Annotated in this window: 17 protein-coding genes; 8 read left to right on the top strand and 9 right to left on the bottom strand. The window is 66.5% G+C overall.

Annotation, left to right across the window (positions count from 1 at the left end; genetic code table 11):
- The first annotated feature begins 1 nt into the window (after position 1).
- A complete protein-coding gene (gene dtd / locus NOV74_RS10230) occupies positions 2-436 on the top strand; it encodes a D-aminoacyl-tRNA deacylase (protein ID WP_257311864.1) in 435 nt (144 codons plus the stop codon).
- Here the strand turns inward: dtd and NOV74_RS10225 are convergent.
- Positions 420-1,289, bottom strand: a complete 870-nt coding sequence (locus NOV74_RS10225) for a phosphatase PAP2 family protein (RefSeq protein ID WP_257311862.1) — start codon at positions 1,287-1,289, stop codon at positions 420-422. The genes dtd and NOV74_RS10225 overlap by 17 nt on opposite strands.
- Positions 1,286-2,164, bottom strand: a complete 879-nt coding sequence (locus NOV74_RS10220) for a 2-oxo acid dehydrogenase subunit E2 (RefSeq protein WP_257311859.1) — start codon at positions 2,162-2,164, stop codon at positions 1,286-1,288. The genes NOV74_RS10225 and NOV74_RS10220 overlap by 4 nt, the downstream gene beginning before the upstream one ends.
- Positions 2,165-2,277: 113 nt before the next feature.
- On the opposite strand from NOV74_RS10220, the gene NOV74_RS10215 reads away from it, so the two are divergent.
- The 3 genes from NOV74_RS10215 to NOV74_RS10205 are packed head-to-tail and all read left to right on the top strand — an operon-like array spanning position 2,278 to position 6,997.
- Entirely contained in the window at positions 2,278-3,030 is a 753-nt protein-coding gene (locus tag NOV74_RS10215) for an outer membrane protein (protein WP_257311856.1), read from the top strand.
- A 29-nt stretch (positions 3,031-3,059) separates the two neighbouring features.
- Positions 3,060-3,599 carry a hypothetical protein gene (locus tag NOV74_RS10210; protein ID WP_257311853.1) on the top strand — a complete coding sequence of 180 codons (540 nt, stop codon included), beginning with the start codon at positions 3,060-3,062 and terminating at the stop codon, positions 3,597-3,599.
- A gap of 56 nt (positions 3,600-3,655) precedes the next feature.
- Positions 3,656-6,997 (top strand): class I SAM-dependent DNA methyltransferase, encoded by a 3,342-nt coding sequence (locus NOV74_RS10205; protein WP_257311850.1) that lies wholly within the window; start codon positions 3,656-3,658, stop codon positions 6,995-6,997.
- A 137-nt stretch (positions 6,998-7,134) separates the two neighbouring features.
- On the opposite strand, the gene NOV74_RS10200 is transcribed toward NOV74_RS10205, so the two are convergent.
- The 3 genes from NOV74_RS10200 to NOV74_RS10190 all read right to left on the bottom strand — a co-directional run bounded on the left by NOV74_RS10200 (position 7,135) and on the right by NOV74_RS10190 (position 10,240).
- A complete protein-coding gene (locus NOV74_RS10200) occupies positions 7,135-7,830 on the bottom strand; it encodes an alpha/beta hydrolase (protein ID WP_257311847.1) in 696 nt (231 codons plus the stop codon).
- 95 nt (positions 7,831-7,925) lie between these two features.
- On the bottom strand, positions 7,926-8,519 hold the full coding sequence (locus tag NOV74_RS10195) for a YceI family protein (RefSeq protein WP_257311845.1): 594 nt from the start codon (positions 8,517-8,519) through the stop codon (positions 7,926-7,928).
- Between the two features lie 149 nt (positions 8,520-8,668).
- Positions 8,669-10,240 (bottom strand): methyl-accepting chemotaxis protein, encoded by a 1,572-nt coding sequence (locus NOV74_RS10190; RefSeq protein ID WP_257311842.1) that lies wholly within the window; start codon positions 10,238-10,240, stop codon positions 8,669-8,671.
- A gap of 239 nt (positions 10,241-10,479) precedes the next feature.
- On the opposite strand from NOV74_RS10190, the gene NOV74_RS10185 reads away from it, so the two are divergent.
- Positions 10,480-11,322 (top strand): RMD1 family protein, encoded by an 843-nt coding sequence (locus NOV74_RS10185; RefSeq protein WP_257311839.1) that lies wholly within the window; start codon positions 10,480-10,482, stop codon positions 11,320-11,322.
- 6 nt (positions 11,323-11,328) lie between these two features.
- Here NOV74_RS10185 and NOV74_RS10180 read toward each other — a convergent pair whose 3' ends face one another.
- Positions 11,329-11,850, bottom strand: coding sequence for a DinB family protein (locus NOV74_RS10180; RefSeq protein ID WP_257311837.1), 522 nt, complete (start codon positions 11,848-11,850; stop codon positions 11,329-11,331).
- Between the two features lie 239 nt (positions 11,851-12,089).
- Between NOV74_RS10180 and NOV74_RS10175 the strand changes: the two genes are divergently transcribed.
- On the top strand, positions 12,090-15,023 hold the full coding sequence (locus NOV74_RS10175; RefSeq protein ID WP_257311834.1) for a bifunctional diguanylate cyclase/phosphodiesterase: 2,934 nt from the start codon (positions 12,090-12,092) through the stop codon (positions 15,021-15,023).
- Here NOV74_RS10175 and NOV74_RS10170 read toward each other — a convergent pair.
- Complete coding sequence (locus tag NOV74_RS10170) at positions 15,010-16,533, bottom strand: acyl-CoA carboxylase subunit beta (protein ID WP_257311831.1); 1,524 nt, start codon at positions 16,531-16,533, stop codon at positions 15,010-15,012. The genes NOV74_RS10175 and NOV74_RS10170 overlap by 14 nt on opposite strands.
- 55 nt (positions 16,534-16,588) lie before the next feature.
- On the opposite strand from NOV74_RS10170, the gene NOV74_RS10165 reads away from it, so the two are divergent.
- Positions 16,589-17,785, top strand: a complete 1,197-nt coding sequence (locus NOV74_RS10165; protein ID WP_257311829.1) for an MFS transporter — start codon at positions 16,589-16,591, stop codon at positions 17,783-17,785.
- On the top strand, positions 17,782-18,927 hold the full coding sequence (locus tag NOV74_RS10160) for an MFS transporter (RefSeq protein ID WP_257311827.1): 1,146 nt from the start codon (positions 17,782-17,784) through the stop codon (positions 18,925-18,927). Before NOV74_RS10165 ends, NOV74_RS10160 begins: the two co-directional genes overlap by 4 nt.
- Here the strand turns inward: NOV74_RS10160 and NOV74_RS10155 are convergent, their stop codons facing one another.
- Both NOV74_RS10155 and NOV74_RS10150 read right to left on the bottom strand, forming a co-directional pair.
- Positions 18,928-19,695 carry an SDR family NAD(P)-dependent oxidoreductase gene (locus tag NOV74_RS10155; RefSeq protein ID WP_257311825.1) on the bottom strand — a complete coding sequence of 256 codons (768 nt, stop codon included), beginning with the start codon at positions 19,693-19,695 and terminating at the stop codon, positions 18,928-18,930.
- A gap of 17 nt (positions 19,696-19,712) precedes the next feature.
- On the bottom strand, positions 19,713-21,068 hold the full coding sequence (locus NOV74_RS10150) for an aminotransferase class I/II-fold pyridoxal phosphate-dependent enzyme (RefSeq protein ID WP_257311822.1): 1,356 nt from the start codon (positions 21,066-21,068) through the stop codon (positions 19,713-19,715).
- Between the last annotated feature and the right edge of the window lie 210 nt (positions 21,069-21,278).

Raw genomic sequence — 21,278 nt, 5'->3', positions numbered from 1 at the left:
GATGAAAGCCGTCATCCAGCGTGTGCAGCGGGCCTCGGTGCGGTGCGGGGCGCTGGAGGCCAGCATCGGTCCCGGTCTGTTGGTGCTGGCGGGCCTGGAGACCGGGGACACGGAGGAGACCTGCGCCTGGGCTGCCGCCAAGATCGCCACGCTGCGCGTCTTCGAGGATGGGGACGGGAAGATGAACCTGGGCCTCCAGGATGTGGGCGGCGAGATCCTGGCCATCAGCCAGTTCACCCTGGCCGGCAGCATTGCCCGGGGGCGGCGCCCCTCCTTCGATCAGGCCATGGCGCCGGACGCAGCGCGGGTGCTTTTTCGCAGGTTCCTCGACTTGCTCAAGGCCCAGCATCCCCGCGTGAAGTCCGGCTTCTTCCAGGAACACATGGAGGTGGAATTGGTGAACGATGGCCCGGTGACCTTCATCCTGGAGCGCTGAAGCCCCGCCCGAGCCACCGGGAGAACGGAGGCGCCACGGCCAGGGTGAGGCCCGCCAGCAGGAGGCCCGCCGCCACGTCCGCCACGTAGTGAACGCCAATGTAGACGGTGGCGAACACGATGGCCAGGGCCCAGGCCCAGAGCAGCGGCGCCAGACGCGGGAAGGGCCGCGTGGCCAGGATGGCCGGCAGCACGGAGAGCACCGTGTGGCCGCTGGGAAAGGCGTCCAGGGTGGTGGCTTCGGCCCCGTGGAGGAAAGCCCGCACGGCCTGGGAGATCGCGCCGCCGCCCAGCTGTGCGGCGGCCACGGCCTCCGGCACCCGGGGGCCCTCGGCGGGCCACAGGAAGTAGCCCAGGAAGGAGAGGTAGAACCCGAGGAGGATCCGGAACGCCACCCGCTCGAAACCTTCAGGTCCCAGGCGGAACCAGGCCAGCATCGCCACGGTGATGGGCAGGAAGTAGAAGCTGGCGTAGGCGAGGTAGACCAGGTCCGTGAAGGCCGAGGGCCGGCCGAAGGCGCCCCGCCAGGCCTCGGCGAGAGGGCCGAACCAGCGGCCGTCGGCGGCGGCGAGCGCGGTGTCCCAGCGATGGGAATTCACGGCCACCACGAGCGGCTGAAGCAGGAGGAACACGAGGAGCACAACGAGGATCGGCAGGAAGTCGCGCAGCACCGCCCCCCGCTTCCCCTTCACTCGGTCCAGCAGCAGAACGGCCAGGAGCAGCCCGGCGAAAGTGAGGGCCCGGAGACCTCCCCCTTGGGGACGCGCCAGAACGGTAAGCGCCAGGAGGCCAGTCAGGACCAGGCCCGTCAGCCGCTCGGAGGGCCGCAGGGCCGCGATCGCCCCGGCGATCATGATTCGCGCGGGCCCGCTTCCAGGCCCCGCCAGACGGGCGTCCCTTCCGGTGGCCCCAGCCACCGCGCCGGATCCTCCAGGATCTTCTGCACGAGCACCATGGAGCGGGCGCAGGAGAAGGCATCATCGATGCGTTCGTCGAAGGTCCAGCGCACGGACAGCGCCTCCTCAGAGGTCACGCCGTCCCGGGTGGCGAACACCGCGCGCCGGGGCGCGGAGACAGCCCCGAAGATGGACACGGTGCCGTACTCATAGAGATGGTGGAACACGTCGGAGACGCCCACGGACCCCAGGTTGGCCAGGAAGACTGTCGAGTACATGGGGTCATCGCGGATCATGAAGCCCGGGAAGAGGTTCCAGTGGTCCAGCCCCCGCGCGAGGGCCACCAGCCCACGCACCAGCGGGCCGGGAAGCCGCATGATCAGAGCCACTTCCTTGTCCACGGCACAGTCCTTGTCCCGGGCCTCGTCCACCCGGGTCGAGATGCGCCGGGAGAAGTCCGGAAAGCCTTCGCCCTTGGGGCACGCCAGTTTCACCGTGACGTCCGGGCCATCGTCAGTGAAGACCTTCTTGGCCACGAAGGAAATGGACACGCCCCGACGCTGGTAGAGCCGCCCGCCGGAGACGAAGCGGTTCAGGCGCGGCCGGGTTTCCAAGGCCACGGCCGTCGCGTAGGCCACCAGGTGGAAGAGCGTGGCCCGGGGATGGTGCGCGCGGTTGTAGGCCTTGAGCCAGGTGCGCGCCGCGGCGATGCGATAGACAGATTCCTGATAGACGCAGCTCTCGTTCCGCCCCCGCATGAGGTACGGCATGATGCGCCGCACCGGGGCCTCGCCACGGACAAGGTCACCGTCAGGTCGGGAGAAGAGGGGCATGGACCAGAGTTGTCATCTGGACCTGAACTGTCAAGAACACCCAATCATCTTCTTTTCGCGTTGACACCTCGTGGCTCCGGGATTATTCCTGTGGCAACCCTTCCGGTGATGCCATGACGACGCGCCCCGTACGTCTCCGCCTACCCGCTTCCGGCCTGCTCGCCGTGGGCCTTTTCCTGGGGGGCACGACGGCCCGGGCCCAGGTGGAGTGGAACCCATGGACCGCCACCGTCTACGTCCAGCAGAGCTGGCCCAAGCAGACGGAGACGAACCGCCAGATCAAGGACATCAATGCGGCCATGGGTTCGTCCTTCAAGACCTGGGATGACGTGGCGAACCTGAATCTCGGCCTGCAGGTCTACCGCGATCTCCACCCGCTCTGGAAGGCCGGGGTCGAACTCGACTACTCCCGGGGGAAGATCGATGGCACGTCCACCGTAGACACCCCCGCGGGCCCGGCAACGCTCCGTTTTGAACAGAAGTACTCGGTCTATGCGGACCTCCTCTTCCTGGTCCAGTTCCGGCCCATCGGGACGGACCACCGCTGGATCCCCTTCTTCCAGGCGGGGGCCGGCATGGCCTACGAGAAGGACCGGACGCTCCTGACCCTCCGCAACGACGTGCTGGACGAAACCCTGGTCCGCGTGGACAACGATGGCTGGTTCCCCATGTTCACGGCGGGGATTGGTGTGGATCTCTACCTCTCCGACCATCGCACCTGGTACGCCGAGGCCGGCGCCAGCTACACCTGGGCCCGCCTCAAGCACGATGTCTCCGCCAGCGGTTCCCTGGTCCCACCCACCGTCAAGGCGGATACCGATTCCACCGGGCCCAACGTGTGGCTCGGCATCGGGCGGCGGTTCTAGGCCCTGGCCGACGGGAAGGAATCGCACTGATGACGCGGCTTTCCCTGGTCTGGCTGCTGGCGCTATCCATGGGCGCCACCATGCTGCAGGCCCAGGAGTTCCGGGCTGGAATCGGGGTGTTCCTCCTGGCTGATCAGGGGCAGGACTTCCAGATCAGCTTCCGGCCGGCTTCGAGCGCCTGGCAGTTCGGCTACCGGCACGTCCAGTGGCGGGACCACTTCAATGATCCTTTCACCGGTCGCAGGCTGACCGAAACGACCGAAACGCGATCCGGCCCGCTCGTGGCATATCTCCTCCGCCCTGGGTCACCAGGCACGTGGTACCTCGGCGGGGCCGTGTTCCGGTGGTCCAAGCGCGAAGCATCCCTGGTGACCGGAGAGGTGAGCCGGGCCGCCACCACCGCCCCCTTTCTCGGTGGTGGCTATACCCGGACCCTGGGCCGACACGCCTACTTCAACCTCGGCCTCTACCTCAGCCCCGGTGCCAAGGTGTCCACGAAGACCAGCGTCAGCTCCGAGGATGACAGCGGCGCCTTCGACATCCAGATCCAGATCGGGGCGCGGTTCTAAGGCGCCCGGCCAAGCCGGAAGCCACGGGAAGCCCTCCGCCCGATTAGGATGGAGCCATGTCCCAGACCCTTCCCGCCTTCATCGCCCGCTGGCAGGCCGCCGATGGCCCAGAGCGCGGCAACAAGGAGCTCTTCCTTCTCCAATTGGCAGAGGTGCTGGGGCTTCCGTCCCCCGAGCCGGCTGGCGCCTCCAGCGACTACTGCTTCGAGAAGCAGGTCCCCAACTACTCGCCCGAGGGAAAGTTCACCAAGAACTACATGGATCTCTACAAGGCCGGATGTTTCATCCTGGAAGCCAAGCGCACGTCCGATAAGCTGCGGGCGAAAGGGGCAACCGGCGCGGGCGGCGGTGGCGCCGCGCGTGGCAAGGGCGGCCAACGGCCCACGATCCATGCCCCCGGACTGCCGGGGCTGGTGGAAGAACCCTCCGCCGGAGGCTACCGCGCCCACGCCACCTACGACGCCCAACTCGAACGGGCCTTCGGCCAGGGGATCGAGTACGCCAAGACCCTCGCCCTGCACGGAACGCCGCCGCCCCCCTTTCTCATCGTGTGCGACATCGGGCACAGCTTTCACATCTGGAACCGCTTCGATCCCAAGGCCGGTGGCGGCTACGGCGGCTTCGGCGCCCGCCGCATCGTCCTGCTCGACGACCTTGAGCAGCCCGACATCCAGCAGCTCTTCCGCGACATCTGGACGAATCCCCGGGCCCTCGACACCAACCGCCGCATCGCCCAGGTGACTCGCGGCATCGCCGGGGAGCTGGGCGGCCTCGCCAAAGAGCTGCGCAGCACCACCCGCAGCAAGGCGGAGGTGGCCCACTTCCTCATGCGCTGCGTCTTCACCTGCTTCGCCGAGGACATCGGCCTGCTGCCGGGCAAGCCCTTCACCGAAGGCCTGCGCGACCTGGAGAAGGATCCCGATCAGGCCGTGCCCTTCCTCCAGGACTGGTGGAAGATCATGGACGAGGGCGGCAAGTGGGGCTGGAAGCGGGTGCTGCGCTTCAATGGCGGCCTCTTCAAGGAGGTCTCCGTGCCGCCCCTGTCGCAGCGGCAGATCGCCCTGCTGCGGATGGCGGCGGAGAAGGATTGGCAAGAGGTCGATCCCGCCATCTTCGGCACGCTGCTGGAAAGCGCCCTGGACGAGGACGAACGCCACCGCCTGGGCGCGCACTACACACCCAGGGCCTACATCCAGCGGCTGGTGGACGCCACCTTCGGCCTGGAACTGCGGGGCGAATGGGAAGCCATCGAAAGCGACCTCGCCACCCTCCTCGAACATGGGAATACGCCCGAAGCCGTGGCGGCGGCCAAGGCGCAGCTGCACGCGTTCCACCAGCGGCTGGCCACCCTGCGCTTCCTGGATCCCGCCTGCGGCAGCGGCAACTTCCTCTATGTGGCCTTCGACACCCTGAAGCGGCTCGAAGGCGAAGTGCTTCAGCGCCTGGAGGATCTCGGCGAAGGGTTCTCGGCCTTCGATTTGTCCCACGAGCGCATCTCGCCGGCCCAGTTCAAGGGCATCGAGCTCGATTCCTGGGCCGCGGGCATCGCCGAGCTGGTGCTGTGGATCGCCTACCTCCAGTGGTTCCATCGCCGCCACCCGGCGGGCACACCGCCCGAGCCCGTGCTCCAGAACTACGGCAGCATCGAGGAGCGCGACGCCGTGCTGGCTTGCGATGACGAAGAAGCCACCGGCGCCAGCCGCTGGGATGGCAAGACCTTCAAGGTGGATGCGCGGGGCCGCAAAGTGCCGGATGACAGCGCCCGCACCCACGCCACCCGGCTGCTGAACCCCCGGCCCGCCCTCTGGCCCGAGGCGGACTACATCATCGGCAACCCGCCCTTCCTGGGGAACGCCTCCATGCTGGGCGAGCTGGGCGTGGGCTACACGGAAGCCCTGCGGGCGGCCTATCCCGACGTGCCCGACACCGTGGATTTCGTCCTCTACTGGTGGCACCGTGCCGCGCTGGAAGTGCGCGAAGGCCGCGCCCGGCGCTTCGGCCTCATCACCACCAACAGCCTGAGCCAGGTCCGCCAGCGCGGCGTCATCGCCCACCACTGCGCCGTTCCCCTCACCGTCCATCACTGTTCATCACCGGTTGAAAAAACAAAATCAGCCGGTGATGAACGGAGATCAACGGTGATGAATGACCAGGATCTCCCTGGCTTGAAACTGCTCTGGGCCATTCCGGATCATCCCTGGCACGGCGGAGGCGCGGCCGTGCGCATCGCCATGACGGTGGGCGGCCTGGAGGGCTCGCCCGTGCTGGCCCGCGTCGCCGCTGAGCCCAAGACGCCCGATCCCGAGCACGCCGCCGAAGGCCTGGTGATCGATGAATTTCCCGTGGACGCCATCCATGAGGATCTGAGATCCGGGGCCCGGGTGACAGATGCCAAGGCCCTAAAGGCCAATGACGGGATCTGCACACCGGGCGTGAAGCTCCATGGCAACGGTTTCATCGTCACACCCGAGCAGTGGCAGGCATGGAAGCAGCCCGCCGTGGTGCATCCCTACCGCAATGGTCGTGATCTCGTGGATCAGCCCCGGGGAGTCATGGTCATTGACCTCCTCGGACTGACGGAAGAACAAGTTCGAAAGGCGTACCCAGCGATCTATCAGCACCTGCTTCAAACCGTGAAGCCTGAACGGGAACAGAACAATCGAGACATCAGAAAAAAGAACTGGTGGCTGTTCGGTGAACCCAACCCCGGACTCCACCAAATGCTCCAAGCTCTTCCCCGCTACATCGCCACGCCGGAAACAACCAAGCACCGTGTCTTTCAATTCCTCGATGGCACCACGGTACCTGACAATGCGGTCACAGCCATCGCCAGTGCCGATGCCTTCCACCTGGGCGTGCTCAGCAGCCGCATCCATGTGGTCTGGGCCCTGGCGGCCGGGGCGATGCTGGGCGTAGGCAATACACCGCGGTATTTCAAATCCCGCTGCTTCGATCCCTTCCCGTTCCCGGAGGCCACGAAGACCCAGGCCGCCCGCATCCGCGATCTGGCCGAGGAACTGGACCAGCACCGCAAGCGGGCCCAGGAAGCGGGCCTGGGCATCATCACCCAGTACAACCTGCTGGAGCGCCTGCGCAGCGGCGACGCGCTCACGGACAAGGAACAGGCGCTGGATGCGAAGGGCCTGGTGAGCCTGCTGCTGGACCTGCACCGGAAGCTGGATGCCGCCGTGGCCGACGCCTACGGCTGGCCTGCGGACCTGCCCGACGCCGCCATCCTCGACCGCCTGGTAACCCTCAACCACGAACGCGGCGCCGAAGAAGCCCAGGGCCACATCCGTTGGCTGCGTCCTGAATACCAGGCGGGGGCTTCATCGAACCGGAAGGAAACAGATCAAAGTCCTGAGAACAACATCAAGAAGCGGAGGAAAGCTGAGTAGCGGAGTAAGCGGAGAGAAGAACCTCCAGTGTCGAGAAGGTCTTCTCCGCTCTCCTCCACACCTCAGCTCTCCTCCGCTTACATAAGGCTTCCATCAGGCTTCCAGGTGCCTTGATCTGGCGGTTCTTCCGGCTGAACTCACGCGGCGCCGGAGAGGCCGCCGATCCAGGCGAGCACGTCGGCCCGCATCTGGGAATTCAGGGTGTGGCCGGTGGGGTAGAGGCGGGTGACGTGGGGGATGCCCAGGTCGTCCAGCCAGCGGTCCGCCCGCCGGGCCCAGGTCAGGGGCAGGGTCTGGTCCTGCTCGCCGTGGCTGATGAAGGCCCGCAGGTGCGCCAACCACTCCCGCTTGGCGATGCGGGGTTCGAGTTCCGGCAGGATGCGGCCCGAGAGGATGGCGAAGCCGCCCACGCGCTCGGGCGCGCTGAGGGCCACGCTGGCGCTCATGATGCCGCCCTGGCTGAAGCCGGCGAGGACGGTGCGGCGGGCCTCGATCCCGTGCTGGGACTGCAGGTGGTCGACGAGGCGGATGAGCGCATGGCGGCTGGCCTCGGCCTCGCTTTCCGTGATCTTCGGCCCCTCCGCTGTGAACGCCACGCGGAACCAGCCGAACTGCTGGGGACCGAGCTGCAGGCGGCTGCGGACGAGCACCACCAGGGTTGCGGGATCCACGCCCGCCGCGAGGTCGGCGAGGTCCGTCTCCTGACCGCCCACCCCGTGCAGGAGGACCACCAGCGCCCTGGGCTGGGCCGGGGGTGGCTGCATCACACGGTAGGACAGGCCCGATGAAGCGTCCAGTTGCAGGGCACCGGGGAATGGGGCCGGGGATGCCATGGCAAGCCTCCAGAAAAGAAGGGCAGAAAGACCCACCTCCGGTCGCTCCAGAGGAACGGCCGGAGGCAGATGGGGACAGCGTGATCGGAAGGGGCTTACTTCTTGGCGGCGGGCGCGACCTTGCCGGCCTCGGCGTTCAGGCTGACGGCCACGGTCTCGCCGATGACGCCGGGGAAGGTCTTGATGCCGAATTCGTTGCGGTTGAGGCTGAGCGCGCCATCAACAAAGCCTGCCACCACGGTGCCGGGCGCCATGCCCGCCTGCGTTCCCGCGTTGGTGATGGGGAAGGTGATGCGCTTGGTCACGCCGTGCATCGTGAAGTCGCCGGTGATCTCCAGCTTGCCCTTGGCCACTTCCTTCACGGCCGTGCTCTTGAAGGTGATGGTGGGGAACTTGGCCACGTCGAAGAAGTCGGGGGACTTGAGGTGCTTGTCCCGAGCCTCGTTGTCCGTGGTCAGGCTGGCGGCGTCGATGGCGACCGCCACGCTGGACTTGCTGATGTCAGCGGTGTCGACCTGGATGGTGCCTTCGAACTTCGTGAAGCGTCCGCTCACCTTGGCGAGCAGGTGGCTGACCTTGAAGCTCACCTCGCTATGGACGGGGTCGATCTTGTAGGTGTCTTCGCCGGCCAGGGCGGGCACGGCCGCCATGGCGAGGATGGCGAGCAGGGTGCGGAAGGGGTGTCGCATGGAGCCTCCAGGGAATAGGTGTTTCACCATGCAAATCAGTCTAGGTCTTTTTTCTAATGTTGCAACATCTTTTTTGGGATCGGCTGCCCCGCCCTGGACCCCAGGCCTGACGAAGGGCGCGGCGGGAAGGTTCGGGATCCCCGCCGGGGTCAGTTGGCCGTGTTCAGGTCCGCCAGCTGGCGGCGGCTGCCCGCCGGGCCGGGCTTGGCGCCGGGCCCGGCGCCCGGTCGCTCCCCCTCGGTCCGGAAGAAGCCGAGGGTCGTATGGAGATGCTCCGCCTGGGCGGACAGTTCTTCCGCGGTCGAGGCCATTTCCTCGGCGGCCCCGGCGTTCTGTTGGATCACGTGGCTCAGCTGCTGGATAGCCGAGCTGATGTGCCCCGCCCCCGTGGCCTGCTCCCGGGAGGCGGCGCTGATTTCCTGGACCAGCTCGGCGGTCTTGCGGATGTCGGGCACCAGCTTCTTGAGCATCTGGCCCGCCCGCTCCGCCACGTCGACACTGGCCGAGGACAACCGGCTGATCTCGCCGGCGGCGACCTGGCTGCGCTCGGCCAGCTTGCGGACTTCGGAGGCCACGACGGCGAAGCCCTTTCCGTGCTCCCCGGCCCGCGCCGCCTCGATGGCGGCGTTGAGCGCGAGGAGGTTGGTCTGCCAGGCAATGTCGTCGATGATCTCGATCCGGGCGGCGATGTCCTTCATGGCCGCCACGGCCTCGGCCACCGCCGCCCCGCTCTTCCCCGCATCGTCCGCGGCCTGCCTCGCCATCCGTTCCGTCTGGCCGGCATTGTCCGCGTTCTGTCGGATGGTGGCGTTCATCTCCTCGATGGAGGCGGCGGCTTCCTCGGCCGAGGTGGCCTGCTGGGAGGTGCCACCGGACATCTGCTCGGCGCCGATCGCGATCTGCTGGCTGCCCATGGCCACCTGGGCCGCGGCACTTCGGATCTCTGTCACCACCTGGTTCATGCTCTCCATCATCTTTTTCATGGCGAAAAGCACCCAGCTGGCCTCGTCCTTTCCGGGCACCTGGATCTTGACTGCCAGGTCTCCGCGGGCGAGCTGCTTGACCACCTCGATGCTCAGGCGGAGCGGCTTGGCGATGCTGCGGGCGATCGCCAAGGTAAACAGGATGAACAGGAGGCCGACGGCAGCCAGGCCGATGGCGAGGAGGTTCCGGGTCCTCGCCATGCTGGCGACCTCCGCATCCTTCCTGGCGGTGAAGGCCTTCTGCTGCTCCGCGATGAGCCCGAGCACGAGGGCCTTGGCCGCGCGCCAGGCCGGCTTCTCCTTCTGCACCAGCAACGTGGTGGCGGCCTCCTTGTGACCTAAGCCAGCCTCGCGCTGGACCTCGACCTGCAAGGCGTGGTCCTCGGCCCAGAGGGCCAGCAGGGTCGGCAGGCGCGCCCGCAGACTTTCAGGGGCCAACCGGCCCGCCTGTTCCAGAGCCTCGGTGGATTGCCGGAAGGCTTCCTCGAAATTCTGCTGGGCCTGGGCGTCGGACGGGTCGATCAGGACGTTCCGCGTGGCCTGGCCCATCTGCAGGCCTTCGGCCTGGGCCCGGTTGAGGTCCACGAGCAGTTGGAGGTCACGGTCGACCATCGACGTGATCGAGACCTCCATCTGGCGCCGCTGGAGATGCGACAGCACCCCGATCGTGCCAAGGCTCAGGACGGCGAACCCGAGGAGCAGGTTCAACTTCCATTTGATCGTCAGGTCCTTGAGCACCTGGAGATCCTCCGCAAAAGATGACGGAACAGCGGGTGACATAACAACTATCGACAGCAGGTTGGTTATATAAGCAACAGCAAAGCCAAGGAAAGGCCCTGGATCAACCCTTCGGAGCGGGAAGGTTAATGAACCCGACCTATCGGTGGGCGGCGGTCCGCCCAGGTAAATGTCTATCCACCTGGTCAGTCCCTGACCGGATACCCCTCACCGACCAAGGTGAGGCCTACACTGGGGCCATGGATCAGGGATCCCTGGCGCTTCAGCGCATGCCCCTACTCTCCGAGAACCCCGCCGACGAGGTATTGCTCCGGGCGGAGTACTTCCAGGGCCAGATCGACTTCCGGGCCTTCAGCACGGCCTACCCCCACTACCGGGTGCTGTCCACCAACCCCCTGGTGCTGGAACCAGAGGCCGGAGCTTGGGTGTACCTCGCCCGGTTCGGGGCGGCGGTGTTCTGGGGCGTCTCCCCTGAAGTCACGGCCGCGGTCCTCCAGGACCTCGTGCGGCTGCCGGGGACGGGCGCGCGGGCGGAGGCGGCCCGGGACGACCTGCGGGTCCACCTCGGTGCCGAGGCCGACCGGGTGGGTTTCTCTGAGGTCTGGCTCCGGGAGCTCACCCTGGACAAGCTGAAGGTCATCTCCCTGGCCCTGGCGCAGAGCGTCGCCCTGGACTCGGTGGAGGTGGAAGTGAGTCTGGCCATGTCCCGCTTTGGCCCTGTGGTGACAGCGCTCAGCGAGGAGGGACGGCTGGTGTTCGGGCAAAAGGAGCTGCTCCGCACTGTGGGCTTCGCCATGGCGGTGCGGGCGACGGTACTGGACACCCTCACCCTCTTCGACGATCCGCCGGAGACCTGGGAAAGCGAGGCCCTGGCCCACCTCGACAGCGCCCTCTTCGACCAGTTCGACCTGGAGGAGCGCCTCTCCGCCGTGAACCAGAAGGTGGCCTACCTCCAGGACGCGGGCGCCACCGTGCTGGACGTGCTGGCCCGCCGGAAGGATCAGCGGCTGGAGTGGATCATCATCGTGCTCATCCTGGTGGAGGTGGTCCTCTTCGTCTGGAAGGAGTTCCCCCTGAAGTAAGCGCGTCTACACCTTCGGGGCGGCCAGGCCGAACTGGGCCCAGCCTTCCTTTGTCGGTCCATAGATGCTGGGCACGTGCAGGCCCGCCTGGCGCATGAGGACCGTCATCTGGCCCCGGTGGTGCGCCTGGTGGCTCACGAGCACGTAGAGCGCGAAGGCACCGGTCCAGGTCTCGCCATAGAGGGTGAAGTTCCGGCCCAGCTCCGTATTGCTCCAGCTGCCGATATGGTCCAGCAGGGAGTCGCTCACGGCGCGGTAGGCGGCAATAATCTCCGCCATGGTGGGCGGCGGCGGGGTGGCGATGAAGCCGTCGGGCCCCAGGCCCACCGGTCCCTTCACCCTCAGGCCCAGGTTCTGGGGGAGTTCCAGGATGGTTTCCACCAGGTGCCAGGCCATGCGCCGCAGGTCCCGGTGCTGCTCATCCACGGCCTGGTGGGCCGCCGCGTCGGGGATGGCGGCGAAGACCGCGAGGGTCTTCTCCGCCTCCTGCCGCCAGATGGTCTTGAAGTCGTCCACGCGACGGAACATGCCAGCCTCCCGCAAAGCTGCCGGAAGCATAACGCAACGACCTGGGGATGGAGGGAAGAGCGCCTGGATCGGAGTGATCTCTGAACCGAACTCAACCTCGCCGACTGCAGACCGATAGCGAGTCGGTAGGGGACCTGGAATGCCATCCTGACCTCCCTGTGCAACCCACGCCTTTCCTCAAAGCAGAGCGTGTGATCATGCTTGCGCCTGGCACGCCCCTCTTGGATCTCCTTACGCACATGGAACAAGCCAAACCCAGAACCTCGATGTTCTACCGCCAGTGCCTTCTCGCCCTGGCCTACTTCGCAGCGGGATGGCTGGGCCTGAAGACTCCCTATTCGGGAATGCACATCACCCTCATCTGGCTGCCGACGGGCATCGCGGTGGCCGCTCTCCTCCAATGGGGCCGCGGGGTCTGGCCCGGCATCGCCCTGGGGGCCTTTCTGGTCAACCTCGCCATCGGTTCGGCCTGGCACCTCGCCGCTGGCATCGCGATTGGCAACACCCTCGCACCGCTCCTCAGCCTGGCCTACCTCACCCGATTCCAATTCGACACCGCCTTCTCGAGGCAGAAGGATGTCGGCCTGTTCATCGTCGGGGCCGCCCTTGGCATGACCGTATCGGCCACTTTCGGCACCGCGAGCCTCTTCCTCATGGGATCGATGTCGCTGAAGGCCGCAGGGCCCGCCTGGCTCTCCTGGTGGATGGGAGATACGGTGGGCGTGTTCCTGGCCGCTCCACTCCTCTTGTCCTTCAACCAGAAAAACTTCGATCGGCTGAGGCAGGTCCGGAGGGAATATGTCCTCTGGCTCATGATCGCCGCCACGGTCGTGTGGCTGGCCTTCATCCACCCTCCGTCGCAGGCAGGCCGATCTCTGCCCATCGCCTTGCTGACCCTCCCCTTGCTCACCTGGGCCGGCCTGCGCCTTGGGAGAACGGGTACGGCCCTGGCCGGGCTGGGGTTCTCCCTTGCGGCAGCCTGGGCCGTGCTCATGGGTCATGGGCTTTCCCGCTTCCTCAACCCCCAGCTCAGCCAATTGATCCTGTGGAGCTACATGACCGCCCTGGTCCTCACGGGTCTCCTGATCACGGCCCTGCAGGCCGAACGGCTGAGGATGGAGGAGCGCCTCCGCGACCGGGAAGCGAGGCTCCGGGGGCTGTACGAGATGTCCCCCCTGGGCATCGCGCTGACGGATATGCAGGGTCACTATCTGGAATTCAACGACGCCTTCCAGGCCATGACCGGCTACACCGCGCAGGAACTCGCCCATCTCGACTACTGGACGTTGACCCCTAAGTCCTTCGAGGCGGAGGAGGCCCGCCAGCTGGAATCCCTGAAGCGCACCGGGCGCTACGGACCCTACGAAAAGGAATACGTGCGCAGGGATGGCAGCCGCATCTCCATCCAGCTTAACGGCATGCTGATGAAGCTGCCGGATGGCCAGCCGTCCATCTGGTCCATCATCGAAGACATCACCGCCCGCAAGCGGATCGAGACGGACCTGAGGGTGGCGGCGACCGCCTTCGATTCCAGGGAGGCCATGATCGTCACGGACGCCCAGGAGACCATCCTGCGGGTCAACCAGGCTTTCACCGAGATCACCGGCTACACCGCAGAAGAGGTCGTGGGCCGGACGCCGCGCATGTTCAAGTCGGGCCGCCACAATCAGGACTTCTACAAGGCCATGTGGGAGGCCATCGGGCAGACCGGTGGTTGGCAGGGTGAGGTGTGGGACCGGCGCAAGAACGGTGAAGAATATCCCAAATGGCTCACCATCTCCGCCGTAGCGGGGGAGGATGGGGTGGTCACCCACTACATCGGCACCCACTTCGACATCACGGCACAGAAAAGGACCGAAGAGAGGATCCAGGCGTTGGCCTTCTTCGATCAGTTGACGGGACTTCCCAACCGCACCCTCCTCATGGACCGCCTGAAACAGACCATGACCGCCACCGCCCGGAATGAAGGCCACGGCGCCCTGCTCTTCATCGACCTCGACCACTTCAAGACGCTCAATGACACCTTGGGCCACGACCAGGGCGACCTCCTCCTGAAGCAGGTCGCGCAGCGGCTGACCGCCTGCATCCGGGAGGGCGACACCGTCGCGCGGATCGGGGGCGACGAATTCGTGGTGGTCCTGCCAGGGCTGAGTCCGGTCACGGAGGACGCCGCCCGGTCGACGGAACTGGTCGGGGAGAAGATCATCCAGGCGCTCAATGCGGACTACCAGCTGGGCGGACATCCCTACAGGAGCACGGCGAGCGTAGGGGCCACCCTGTTCATGGGCAAGGACGCCACCCTCGATGACCTGATGAAACAGGCCGACCTGGCCATGTACCGCGCGAAGGAATCCGGGCGCAACGCCTTGCGATTCTTCGACCCGGATATGGAAAGCGCCGTGATCAGTCGCGTTGCCCAGGAAAGGAGCCTGCGCGAGGCCATCGAGCACCAGCAATTTTGTATCCATTACCAGGCTCAGGTCCTGGAGAATGGGGCCCTGACCGGCGCTGAGGCTCTGGTGCGTTGGCAACATCCAGAACGGGGAACAGTGCCCCCTGCCGAGTTCATTCATTTGGCCGAGGAGACCGGCTTGATCCTGCCCTTGGGCCTGTGGGTCCTGCGGACGGCCTGCACTCAGCTGGCAAAGTGGGGCCAAGACCCCCGCATGGCCCATGTGACGGTCGCCGTGAATGTCAGCCCCCGCCAATTCCGGCAGGCAGGCTTCGTGGACCAGTTGTTCGAGGTGATTGGAAGCACAGGTGTGAACCCGGAGCGGCTGAAGCTGGAATTGACCGAAGGACTGCTGGTCGAGAACCCTGAGGAGGTCGCCGTAAAGATGACCCTCCTGAGGGCCAAGGGCGTGGGCTTCGCGCTGGATGATTTCGGAACGGGCTACTCCTCCCTGGCTTACCTGAAGCGGATGCCGTTCGATCAGCTAAAAATCGACCAGTCGTTCGTCCGGGATGTGTTGAGCGACCCCAATGATGCCGCCATCGCCAGCACCATCGTGGCGCTGGCCGAGAGCCTCGGCTTGGGCGTCATCGCCGAGGGGGTGGAGACCGTCGCGCAGAGGGACTTCCTGGCCAGCATCGGGTGTCATGCCTTCCAGGGGTGCCTGTTCAGCCACCCTCTTCCTGTCGATGAGTTCGAGGCACTCGTCAAACGGGGGTGACGGCCCGCCGCTTGGCGGGCCAGACGTCCCGGCGGCGAGCGCGGGCGAGGCGGGTGATGAGTTCGGCCCGGAGGTCCGTGGGAGCCACGATGGCATCCACGTGGAGATCGGCGCCCAGCTTCTTCAGGTTGATGTCCTCGTTGTACTCGTCGCGGAGCTGCTGGACGTAGGCGGCCCGTTCCTCTTCGGGCTTTTCCGCGATCTTGTTGGCGAAGACGGCGTTCACGGCGGCCTCGGCGCCCATGACGGCAATGCTGGCGGTGGGCAGCGCCAGGGTGGCATCCGGATCGAAGCCCGGCCCGCTCATGGCGTAGAGGCCCGCGCCGTAGGCCTTGCGCACCACCACGCAGATGCGCGGCGTGCTGCAGCTGGCCATGGCGCTGATCATCTTCGCGCCGTGGCGGATGATGCCCTGCTTCTCCACGGCGCTGCCGATCATGAAGCCCGGCACGTCGCTGAGGAACACCAGCGGAATGCCAAAGGCATCGCACAGCGTCATGAACCGCGTGGCCTTGTCCGCGCTGTCCACGAACAGCACACCGCCCTTTACCCGGGGCTGGTTGGCAAGGATGCCCACGGGCTTGCCGTCGAGGCGTGCCAGGCCCGTGATGATCTCGCCGGCATAGAGCTTCTTCACCTCCAGGAAGCTGCCCTCGTCCACCAGGCCCTCGATCAGGTCCTTCATCTGGAAGGGAGCCATGATGTCCATCGGCACCAGGTTGTCCAGCGCTTTCGCTTTGTGAGATACCGCCTTTGGCGGGACGGTGGGAAGCGCGGCTTCGCAGTGTTGCGGGAAGTAGGCCAGGTACTGACGACAGAGGGCGATGGCTTCCACTTCGGTCTTGCACAGGAAGTCGCCGCAGCCGCTCACGGAGCAGTGCATGCGGGCGCCGCCGAGGTCCTCGAGGCTAATTTTCTCTCCGATGACCATCTCCGCCATGCGCGGCGAACCCAGATACATGCTGGCGTTGCCCTCCACCATCATTACCACGTCGCAGAAGGCCGGGATGTAGGCGCCGCCGGCCGCCGAGGGCCCGAAGAGCAGGCAGACCTGGGGCACCAGGCCCGAGAGCGCCACCTCCATGTGGAAGATGGTGCCGGCGTGGCGGCGGCCCGGGAACATGTCGAGCTGGTCTGTGATGCGCGCCCCGGCGCTGTCCACCAGGTAAAGCATGGGGACCTTCATCCGCATCGCCACTTCCTGGATGCGGATGATCTTCTCCACGGTGCGGGCACCCCAGCTGCCGGCCTTGATGGTGCTGTCGTTGGCCATGAGCGCCACCGGGCGGCCGGCCACCGTGGCCGTGCCCGTGATCACGCCATCCGCCGGAAGCTCCTTGTGCAGTGCGTTCGCGAAGAGCCCGTCCTCCAGGAAGCTCCCCTCGTCCACCAGCAGGCGGATGCGCTCGCGGGCGAAGAGCTTGCCGGCTTCGGTGTTTTTCTCGTGGGCCTTCGTCGAGCCGCCCTTCTTGATGCGCTCAACTTCCGAATGGAACTGATCCAGCTGCATGGGAACCTCGGGATGGATCCTTCAGCATAGCGGCCTGGCATGCGACCCTGGAGGGATGCTGGACGCAGATGATTCGAGGCGGCCCGGGTTCCTGACGGTGCCCTTCTTCGTGGTCTGCGTTTTCTACTTTCTGGTGTTCGCCGCCGGCTACCAACTCTTTCCGGTGGTGCCTCTGCGTTTGCGGGAGCTGGGCGCGGACCTGGCGGAGAGCGGACGCTTCCAGACGGCCTTCATGCTGGGCTCGGGCTTCGGCGCGCTGTTCACAGGCCCCCTGGGCGACCGCCTGGGGCCGCGCCGCGTGCTGCGGGTGGCCTCCCTGGCGGTGGTGGGGATCCTCGTGATTTATGCCTTGCTGAAGGTGCGCTGGGTGTTCTACCTGCTGGCGCCGCTGCACGGCCTGCTGTGGTCGGCCCTGCGCACGGCCTCTGTCGCCAAAGTGGGCGGCATCCTGCCCCTGGCGCATCGGGCCCAGGGCCTGTCGATTTTCGGCCTGACCGGCCCCGGCGGCGTGGCGGTGGGGCCCCTGGTGGGCCTCTGGCTCATGCCCCACCTGGGCTTCACCTGGATGCTGGTGCTGCTGGCCGGGGTCTTCGCGCTGCTGTATGCCCTCATCGGGGCCCTGCCGCGCGAGGCGACCCGCGAAATCGAAGGCCCAGTCTTCCAGTGGCCGGACCGCTCCGTGTGGGGAGCCGTGGCGGTGATGGGGCTGGTGGGCCTAAGCTTTGGCCCCATGACGCCCTACAGCGCCCAGGAGGCCAAGGCCCTGGGCATGGCCTGGCCGGCGGCGTTCCTCACCTGCTTCGCCCTGGGCATGATGGCCATGCGCGGCGTGTTGGCGCTGACGGGCATGGGCCGGCGGCCGGTGGCGCTCATGCCGGGCATGGCCGCCCTGACCGCGGTGGGTTACGCCATGTTGGCCTTCCTGCCGGGCGGATTGGCCCGGCACCTGACCTCGGGCCTCGTCTACGGCGCGGGCTACGGCATGGTGCACACCCTGATGCTCACGCACCTCATGGAGACCACCCCACCCCAGCGTCGGGGCGCGGCCACCGGGGCCTTCTTCTTTGCTTTTGATGCAGCCACCGCGCTGGGATCCCTGGGCCTCGGCTGGGTCATGCAACGCGGTGGCTTCCGCTGGGGCTGGGCCATCGGGGCGGGCCTGATGACGCTGTGCATCCCCATGGCCCAGCGGGTCGTCCACAGACCGGGCGTTACATCCGCGTCGGCGCCCTCTGTCATCGTAGAGGGATGAAGGATCTTTCGAGCCCGCAGCCGCGCTTGATGACGCGGCAGTTCGCCCTGGTCTGGGCCATCACCTTCCTGACCTTTTTTGCGGCCTTCCAGCTCTTTCCCACGGTACCGCTCCGCCTGCGCGCCCTCGGGGCTTCGCTGGCGGAAAGCGGCCGGTTCATGAGCCTCTTCACGGCGGGCAGCGCCCTGGGCGCCCTGTTCACGGGTGCCCTGGGTGATCGGCTGGGCCATCGGCGGCTGGTGATCACCTCAGCCCTGCTCTACGCGCTTTTCCTCGGCGCCTACGCCGTGCTGCCCGTGCGCTGGGGCTTCTACGTCCTGGCCCTCCCCCATGGCATCGTGTGGTCGGGACTGCTCACCGCCACCATGGCCTCGCTGGCCCATGTGCTGCCGGATGGCCGCCATGCCGACGGCCTCAGCCTCTACGGCCTGGCCAGCCCCGGTGGCGTCATCGTGGGGCCGCTGCTGGGGCTGTGGATCCACCAGCACTGGGGTTTCGCACCCATCGGCTATTACCTGGCGATCCTCTTCGTCCTCCTGGGCGTGCTGGGAACCACCCTGCCGAAGGATCATCCCCACGGTCGCGCGGAAGGGTTCAAGTGGCCTGATGCCATCGTACTGGTGCCTTGCCTTGTCCTCTTTTGCGTGGCGCTGGGCTACGGCGCCCTGGGGAGCTATACGGCCCAGGAGGCCCTGGCCCTGGGAATGCCCGTGCCCTCGGCCTTCCTGTCCTCCATGGCGGTGGGCATGGTGCTCATGCGCATCGCCATGCTTCGACGGGGTTTCGGGAAGCGTCCCATCCGCCTGCTGCCGGCCATGCTCGTGGGTGCCTTCGCGGGGATGGCCCTGCTGGCGGCGCTGCCCGGCGGCACGCTCCGCCACGTGATTTCGGCCCTGCTCTACGGCGCGGGCTACAGCATGATGCACACGCTCATCAACGCGAAGCTGCTGGAGTCCGCGGATCCCAAGCGGCGGGGCTCGGCCTTCGGCGCCCTGCTTTTCGCCTTTGATTCGGGCATCGGCCTCGGCAGCTTCAGCCTCGGCTGGGTCATCGGCACCTACGGCTACCGCGCCGGCTGGGCCCTGGGTGCCCTGGCCATTCTCGCGTCGTTGCCGCTGGCGCTGAGGCTCAGCCGGGACTGATCATGCCCGCCGATGCAGCTTATGGACGCTGGCCTGGTCCACGCACTTCACGAGAATCTCGTCGATGTTCACGTGGTCGGGCAGCATGAGGCACCAGCGCACGCACTCGGCCACGTCGAAGGCGGTGAGGGGTTTCACGCCCTGGTAGACGGCCTTGGCCTTGTCCTCATCCTTCAAGCGCACGTTCGAAAATTCGGTCTCGGCCATGCCGGGATCCACGGAAGTCACGCGGATCTGCTCGCCGTTCAGTTCCAGGCGCAGGCTCTGGGCCATGGCCTTCACGCCGAACTTCGAGGCGCAGTAGACACTGCCGCCCTCATAAGGCTGGTGGCCGGCGGTGGAGCCGATGAAGAAGACGTGGCCCCAGCCGGCCTTGCGGAGGTGAGGCAGGCCCGCGCGGACCGTCTTCACGACGCCCTCGACATTGGTGCGCATCATGGCTTCCAGATCCTCGTCCGGCGTCTCCCACATCTTGAAGGTGCCGCTGGCCAGACCCGCGTTGGCCACCAGCACATGCAGCCCGCCGAGGGCCGCAGCGGCTTCCGTCACGAAGGTATCCACGCTGGCGGTGTGGCGTGTATCCACGGCCCCGGCGAAGACCTTCACGCCGTGAGCCTTCCCGAGCTCGTCGGCCAGGGCCTGCACGCGCTCCACGCGGCGGGCGCCCAAGGCCAAGTGGCAGCCCTGGGAGGCCAGCAGCCGCGCCATGGCTTCACCAAAGCCGCTGGACGCACCGGTGATGAGAACGATGGGATGCTCGGGACGCATGGCGACTCCTGGAGGATCTAGCGGTAGTTGCGGTGGAACTCGCCCAGGGCATCCACCACTTTCTGGATCTTCTCCGTGGGCGGCAGGATGGTGGTGCGGAAGTGGGCGGTGCCTTCGGCCTGGCCGAAGCCGGAACCCGGTACCACGCAGATGCCGGTCTGTTCCAGCAGGGCCATGGCATAGTCGGAATCGGTGCGCCCCTTCGGCAGGGTGATCCGGGGAAAGGCGTACATGGCTCCGGCGATCACATTACAAGAGATGCCTTCGATGCGGTTCAGCCCCTCGGCCAGCAGGATGGCCCGCTGCTTCAGCGCATCGAGGATGGCCCCCTTCTCCTGGAGGTACCGGGAATGGGAGGGAGACCCGGGCTTTGGTGGACGAACCATGGCATAAGTCGCCGCCTGGCCCGCGAGGTTCGCGCACAAGCTCACGCTTTGGAGCTTCAGGATCTGCGCGGCCACATCCTGAGGCACGTTCCGGAACTCAAAGTAGCCGCCCCGCACGCCGCACTCGCCCAGGAAGCCCTTGGAGCAGGAATGGAAGCTGAAAAGGGAGACCTCCTTCGCATCCGACTGGTGCAGCACCTTGGCGAAGGACACGAACTCGTCACCTGGCAGGTAGATGTTCTCCTGGTAGACCTCGTCCGCCAGGATCGTGAGCCCGTGGTCCCTGGCGAAGGCAATGATCATTTCGATGTTGGCTTCGTCCAGTACCGCGCCCGTGGGGTTGCCGGGGTTGATGACACAGATGGCCTTCACATGGGTGCCCTCGGCCTTGGCTTGGGCCAGGGAGGCCTCCAGCATGGGACGGCTCAGCTTCCAGCCGTTGGCCTCGTCCAGGTAGTAGGGCACCATGCGTCCTTCGTAGAGCGTGATGGTGGCGGAATACAGCGGGTACTGCGGGATGGGGATCATGATGCCGTCCGTGGGCCCGCTGATCAGCAGGCGCAGGGCGGTCTGCACGCCCTTGCTGGCGCCGTCCGTGAGGAAGATGGCGTCGGGATCCACCCCGATGTGATCGCGCTCCAGGATGAACTCGGCCACGGCCTCGCGGATGAATCGCACGCCCCGGCTTTCGCTGTAGGCGCCCAACCCGTACTTCGTGCCAGCGAGGATCGCCCGCGCGGCTTCGATCACGTCCGGCGGGAAGGCCCCGGGAGCCAGCTCCATGAGGGCCGGATACTCGCAAAGGGCCAGGATCTGCCGGTTCCAGGTGAGGGGCCGCTGACCCAGGGATTGGGGGTTGCCGATGTTGCAGTAGATGATCTCGCGGCCCTGCTTCTCCAGGTCCGCGGCCCGGGCCACGATGGGGCCCCGCACAGCGTATTCGGCCTCGAGCACGGCCTTGCCAAGATCGGTCAATCGGATGGTCATGGGTACTCCAACCCTTGAGTTTAACCCGAGCTCACGATGTGACCGTCGTCATCCTACTTCGCGTCAGGGCCTCAGAGTGTGTTTTAGAATTCGCACGGGCCGCGCTGGGAGCGCCGGGCGAGCATGGCTAGGACAGGGCCCGCAGGCATGGTGGTTCCATGTTTAGGGCCCTGGACGACGCCAGGCGACGCCCGCCGCCCCAGCCCGGAG

The sequence above is a fragment of the Geothrix fuzhouensis genome (genome assembly GCF_024609325.1).
Lineage (GTDB): Bacteria > Acidobacteriota > Holophagae > Holophagales > Holophagaceae > Geothrix > Geothrix fuzhouensis.
Note: the sequence above shows the minus strand (reverse complement) of the source record. Positions and strands in the feature narration are given on the sequence as shown.